Source organism: Kitasatospora sp. NPDC059803, from assembly GCF_042732255.1.
Lineage (GTDB): Bacteria > Actinomycetota > Actinomycetes > Streptomycetales > Streptomycetaceae > Kitasatospora.
On sequence record NZ_JBHWIJ010000412.1, the window covers coordinates 1 to 5,817 of the forward strand.

The window sequence follows — 5,817 nt, forward strand, 5'->3', positions numbered from 1 at the left end:
GCCCGCGCCCCCCCCCCCGCCGGGGGGGGGCCGCCGCGCGCCGCGTCCGTCGGCCCGGTGGTGCGGGTCGGCGGCGTCGGCGAGCAGCACGGTGGGGTCGGGCGAGAAGCCGGGACCGTGGCTGCGCCCGGCGACGACGGGGTGGGCGGCGCGGGCGGCCTTGGCCCGGTACTGGGCGGCGTCGGCGAGCCGGAAGAGCCGGTCGGGGGTGGTGACCGGGCCGATGGAGTCGCCGGTGGAGGCGACACCGCAGGCGACGCCCTCGCCCTCGGACAGGGCGAGGGCCCGGGCGCAGAGCTCCTCGGCGACGGCGACGACCTCGTCGGCCTTCTGCCCTTCGGCGAGCAGGCAGAACTCGTCGCCGCCGAGGCGGGCGGCGAGGCTGCCGGGGAGTTTGGCCGCGGCGACCGAGAGCTGGTGGGCGAACCGTTCGAGCAGCCGGTCGCCCATTTCGTGGCCGAGCTGGTCGTTGACCCGCTTGAGGCCGTTGACGTCGCAGACGACGAGCGAGACCACGGTGTTGTCCCGGTTGTGCGCCGTCAGGGCACTCTCCAGCCGGGTGTCGACGGCGCGCCGGTTGGCGAGGCCGGTGAGCGGGTCGGAGAAGGCGAGTTTGCGCAGGTCGGCGAGGCGTTCGGTCTGGGCGAGGCCGGCCGAGATCTGGGCCGCGAGCAGGGTCGCGTAGTCGGCGTCGGCGGCGGAGAACTCGGGCTTGCCGACGCTGCGGGCCAGGTACAGCTCGCCCCAGGCCTGCCCGTGCAGGACGATCGGGGCGACCACGCAGCAGGCGCGGCCGCGCCGGCGCAGCGCCGCGGCGCGTTCCTGGCAGTACGCGCCGGCGGTGGGGTGGGCGTGCCCGGCGTGCGGTTCGGCGTTCTCGGCGGTCTGCAGCCAGGCCCGCGGGAGGCGCCCGGTGGTCCAGCGCTCCTCCAGATAGGTGACGATCTCGGGGAAGTCGGCGACGGGGTAGGACTCGTCCTCGGGCAGTTCCTCCTCGCCGGGCGCGAGCTCCCCGTGGTTGACCAGGACCCGGAGCCGGCCGGATTCACGGTCCCAGACGGAGACGGCCGCCATGGTCGCCCCGAGCGCCTCGGTGGCGCGGGCGGCGGCGGCCCGGACGGCCTCCAGCGGGGTGAGCGCGCCGGCCATGTCCTGGGCCAGCTCGACCACGGACTGCAGCCGCAGGTCGGGCAGTTGGCCGGCCGGCTGCGGGCCGCCGCAGTCGCAGTCGCAGCCGCGGTCCGTCATGATCGCCTCACTGCTCACCGGCTCGCCTCGCTCCCTGTGCTCGGTCCTGCCGGACCCCCGACGGCGGCCGCACCCACCCGGCCGCTTTCACCAAGACTATGGCGGTTTCGTTCGGTTATGCCCCGTTTGCCGGGGCGGACCCGCAACCGGCCGTACGGGTTTCAACCGTTCGGCACCCCAAGCATCGGGACCGGCCCGGGGCCACGTCCTGGAAAAGGCCGGGGAAGGCCGGAAAGGCCCGGGAAAAGCCGGGAAGGGCACAGGAGAAGACCGGAAGGGGCCCGGAAGAGACCGGGAAGAGTCCGGGAGAGGCGTGAGAAGGGCCCGGGAGGGGCAGGGGCGGAGTCCTACTCCGGCTTCAGCCGCCGCGACAGCAGCCACGGCTCGACCAGCCCGAGCCCGCGCACCGGCCGGCGCCACATCGGCTGCAGGTGGAACCGGTGCCCGGCGTCCAGGCCCGGCACCGGCAGGCCCGAGGCGGGCATCCCGGCGGCGGCCGACAGCGCCTCGGCGAGGCCGGGGCCGTCCGCGTCCGGCGGGGCCACGCTGCCGTACTGCTCCAGCGCGGCGGCGAACTCGCCGTCGATCAGCACCGCGTCCTTGGGTGCGATCGAGGTGAGCCGGCTGGCCAGGTTCACGGTGGTGCCGAAGACGTCGCCCATCCGCGAGGTGACCGTGCCGAAGGCCATGCCGACCCGCAGCGCGGGGATGCTCTCGTCCTCGGCGAGGGCCTCGATCAGGCTGAGCGCGATCTCGGCGGCGGTGACCGGGTCCTCGGAGACGTAGAGGATCTCGTCGCCGAGGGTCTTGATGACCCGGCCGCCCTGCCCGGCGATCAGGTCCGAACAGGTGTTCTCGAAGGTCTCGACGAGTTCGCCGAGCTCCTCCTCCTCCAGCCGCCGCGACAGCCGGGTGAAGCCGACCAGGTCGGCGAAGCCCACGGCGAGGCGGCCGCTGGTGATCTCGTTGTCCTCGGCGGCCTGGACCACCCGGCCGGTGACGGCGGCGAGCTGGCGGCGCCAGACGTACACCAGGAACTGCTCCAGCTCCGGCAGCAGCAGCTCGACCAGCGGGTAGGCGACGTCGGCGCGGGTCAGGCCGGGTTCGACGGCCTGGGTGAGGTTCTCCAGGAAGGTGTCCATCTGCCAGCCGGCCAGCCGGGCGGTGGTCTGGCCGGTGGAGCGGGCCACCTGGATCGCCATCGACTCGCTGAGCAGGCCGGACTCGACCAGGCCGGCGAGCCGGCGCAGGGCGATCACGTCGCCGTCGGTGAGGGCCCGGGACTGGCCGATGTCGGGGAAGCCCATGGCCCGCCAGAAGCGGGTCGCCAGCTCCATCGGGACGTCTGCGGCCCGCGCGGCCTGGTACGGGGTGTAGCGGCGTGGCGCGTCCAGGATCAGGCGTTCCAGTTCGAGCGCGACCGTGGGGTCGTGGGTCCCCGATGTCGCGCCGCTGCTGCCGTCCTCTGCCACCGGTCCGTCCCCGTGCGGTCGCCGCACTTGCCTCGTGTCCTGCCTGTCCGGGCGCGCCCGCCACCCGGCGGGCAGTGGCGCGCCTCACACCGCTGCCAGGTGGAATGTTCGCACGGAATCGCGTGATCCGGGGCATCAGCCCGGGTCAAGGAGAGGTGAAGAGTGCCGTTCAGCGGGGCTCGGGGCGCACGTGGACGACGTCCCCCGCGCCGACCGCCCGGCGTGCGCCGTCGGGGGTGCGGACCACCAGGCGGCCGTCGCCGTCGATCGCCACCGCCTCGCCGACCAGCTCCCGGTCGCCCGGCAGGTGCACCTTCACCTGGCGGCCGAGCGTGGTGCAGCGGTCCGCGTAGGCGCGGAGCAGCTCGCTGGTGTGCGGGTCGCCGGCGGCGGCCGTCCAGGTGCGGTACAGCCCGGCGAACTCGCGCAGCAGGGCGCGCAGCAGGGTGGACCGGTCGGTGACCTCGGCGCCGGCCAGCGCGAGCGAGGCCGCGGTGGGGACGGGCAGCTCGGGCTCGCGCAGCGAGACGTTGATGCCGAGGCCGGCGACCACGGCGCCGCCGCTCAGCTCGGTGAGGATGCCGCCGAGCTTGCGCTCCGCGCCGTCGATCTCCACCTGGAGGTCGTTGGGCCACTTCAGCCCGACCTCGACCCCGGCGACCCGGCTCAGCGTGCTGGCGGTGGCCACCCCGACCAGGATCGGCAGCCAGCCGTAGCGCTCGACCGGTACCTCCTCGGGGCGCAGCAGGACGGACAGGAACAGCCCGGAACGGGCCGGGGCGCTCCACTGGCGTTCCAGCCGGCCGCGCCCGGCGTTCTGCACCTCGGCGACCAGCACCGCGCCCTGCGGGGCGCCGGCCCGGGCGCGGGCGGCGAGGTCGTTGTTGGTGGAGCCGGTCTCGGCGACGACGTCCACCGAGGTCCAGAGCCCGTCCGGGACCAGCAGGTCGCGGCGCAGCGCGGCCTCGTCCAGCGGCGGGCGGTCCAGGTCGGTCCACGGCGACGGCCCGGCGTGGCCGAAACCGCGCAGTCCACTGCGGCGGGGGGAGTCGGGTGCGGTCATGGTCCAGAACACTAGGTCCTGTCCGGTCGCATGGGGCGTAGGCCGCCCCATCGTCCCGCAGAACGCGCGTTGACACACTGTGTCGATGGCCATAACGCCAGGACATGACGTCCGGGCCGGTGCGCTGGCTACGCTACCCAACGGTAGTTCGCAGCGCCGCCCTGCCCTCATGCGCGGGCCCCCACTCCGGCCCGCGCGCACTCGAACAGGTCGCGGCCCATGGATCAGGGAGAGCCACCGGATGACCGAGGCGCCGTACGACCCCCACACCACCGCCGGCAAGCTCGCCGACCTGCGGCGCAGGCTCGACGAGGCGGTGCACTCCGGCTCCGCCGCGGCCGTGGAGAAGCAGCACGCCAAGGGCAAGCTGACGGCCCGCGAGCGGGTCGCGGAGCTGCTGGACGAGGGCTCCTTCGTCGAGTTCGACGAGTTCGCCCGGCACCGCTCGACGAACTTCGGGCAGGAGCGGAACCGCCCGTACGGCGACGGCGTGGTGACCGGCTACGGCACCGTGGACGGCCGTCAGGTCGCCGTCTTCGCCCAGGACTTCACCGTGTTCGGCGGCTCCCTGGGCGAGGTGTTCGGCGAGAAGATCGTCAAGGTGATGGACTTCGCGCTGAAGACCGGCTGCCCGGTCATCGGCATCAACGACTCCGGCGGCGCCCGGATCCAGGAGGGCGTGGTCTCGCTCGGCCTGTACGGCGAGATCTTCCGCCGCAACGTGCACGCCTCGGGCGTGATCCCGCAGATCTCGCTGATCATGGGCCCCTGCGCGGGCGGCGCGGTGTACTCCCCCGCGATCACCGACTTCGTGGTGATGGCCGACCGGACCTCGCACATGTTCATCACCGGCCCGGACGTGATCAAGACCGTGACCGGCGAGGACGTCGGCATGGAGGAGCTGGGCGGCGCCCGCACCCACAACAGCAAGTCCGGCAACGCGCACTACCTGGCCACCGACGAGAAGGAGGCCGTCGAGTACGTCAAGAGCCTGCTCTCGTACCTGCCCTCCAACAACCTGTCGGACCCGCCGTCCTACCCCGAGCAGGCGGACCTCACCGTCACCGACGAGGACCTCGAACTCGACACCATCGTGCCGGACTCGGCGAACCAGCCGTACGACATGCGCAAGGTGATCGAGCACATCGTCGACGACGGCGAGTTCCTGGAGACCCAGCCGCTGTACGCGGGCAACATCATCACCGGCTTCGGCCGGGTCGAGGGCCAGTCCGTCGGCATCGTCGGCAACCAGCCGATGGACCTGGCCGGCTGCCTGGACATCAACGCCAGCGAGAAGGCCGCCCGCTTCATCCGGACCTGCGACTCCTTCAACATCCCGGTGCTGACCTTCGTCGACGTGCCCGGCTTCCTGCCCGGCACCGAGCAGGAGTGGGACGGCATCATCCGCCGCGGCGCCAAGCTGATCTACGCCTACGCCGAGGCGACCGTCCCGCTGATCACCGTGATCACCCGCAAGGCCTTCGGCGGCGCGTACGACGTCATGGGCTCCAAGCACCTGGGTGCCGACCTCAACCTGGCCTGGCCGACCGCGCAGATCGCGGTGATGGGCGCGCAGGGCGCGGTCAACATCCTGCACCGGCGGGAGATCGCCGAGGCCGAGGCGGCGGGCGGTGCCGAGCAGAAGCGGGCCGAGCTGATCGCCTCGTACGAGGACACCCTGCTGAACCCGTACCTGGCGGCCGAGCGCGGCTACGTGGACGCGGTGATCCCGCCGAGCGAGACCCGCCGGCACATCGTCCGGGGTCTGCGGGCGCTGCGCGGCAAGCGCGAGGTGCTGCCGCCGAAGAAGCACGGCAACATCCCCCTGTAGGCCCTCGTCGGGAGAGAATGAGCCATGGCACCGATCCACGTGCTGCACGGGCAGCCGACCCCCGAGGAGCTCGCCGCCGTCCTGGCGGTGGTCCAGGCCCGGGCCGCCGCCGCGCAGGCAGCCGCCGAGGCGGCGCGCCGGGCCGGTGCCGGCCCGGCCGCCCCCTGGAACGACCGGTACCGCCGGGTCCGCCAGGCCGTCCA

At 73.5% G+C, this 5,817-nt stretch carries 5 protein-coding genes; 2 read left to right on the forward strand and 3 right to left on the reverse strand.

Going from position 1 to position 5,817, the window contains the following annotated elements:
• The 3 genes from ACFV6I_RS36865 to ACFV6I_RS36875 all read right to left on the reverse strand — a co-directional run.
• On the reverse strand, positions 1-1,149 hold a 1,149-nt coding region (locus ACFV6I_RS36865; RefSeq protein ID WP_380430389.1), incomplete at its 3' end, for a diguanylate cyclase domain-containing protein.
• Between the two features lie 446 nt (positions 1,150-1,595).
• Positions 1,596-2,720 carry an adenylate/guanylate cyclase domain-containing protein gene (locus ACFV6I_RS36870; protein WP_063349085.1) on the reverse strand — a complete coding sequence of 375 codons (1,125 nt, stop codon included), beginning with the start codon at positions 2,718-2,720 and terminating at the stop codon, positions 1,596-1,598.
• 169 nt (positions 2,721-2,889) lie between these two features.
• Positions 2,890-3,783 carry a biotin--[acetyl-CoA-carboxylase] ligase gene (locus ACFV6I_RS36875; protein ID WP_063351348.1) on the reverse strand — a complete coding sequence of 298 codons (894 nt, stop codon included), beginning with the start codon at positions 3,781-3,783 and terminating at the stop codon, positions 2,890-2,892.
• A 241-nt stretch (positions 3,784-4,024) separates the two neighbouring features.
• Here ACFV6I_RS36875 and ACFV6I_RS36880 point away from each other — a divergent pair, with 241 nt between their 5' ends.
• A complete protein-coding gene (locus tag ACFV6I_RS36880; RefSeq protein ID WP_063349084.1) occupies positions 4,025-5,614 on the forward strand; it encodes an acyl-CoA carboxylase subunit beta in 1,590 nt (529 codons plus the stop codon).
• A 24-nt stretch (positions 5,615-5,638) separates the two neighbouring features.
• Positions 5,639-5,817: acyl-CoA carboxylase epsilon subunit (locus ACFV6I_RS36885; RefSeq protein WP_380430392.1), on the forward strand; the 179-nt coding region annotated here is incomplete at its 3' end.

Coding starts and splice junctions, on each gene's coding strand:
- ACFV6I_RS36875 (WP_063351348.1), bottom strand. CDS start 3,783: ATGACCGCACCCGACTCCCCCCGCCGCAGTGGACTGCGCGGTTTCGGC.
- ACFV6I_RS36880 (WP_063349084.1), top strand. CDS start 4,025: ATGACCGAGGCGCCGTACGACCCCCACACCACCGCCGGCAAGCTCGCC.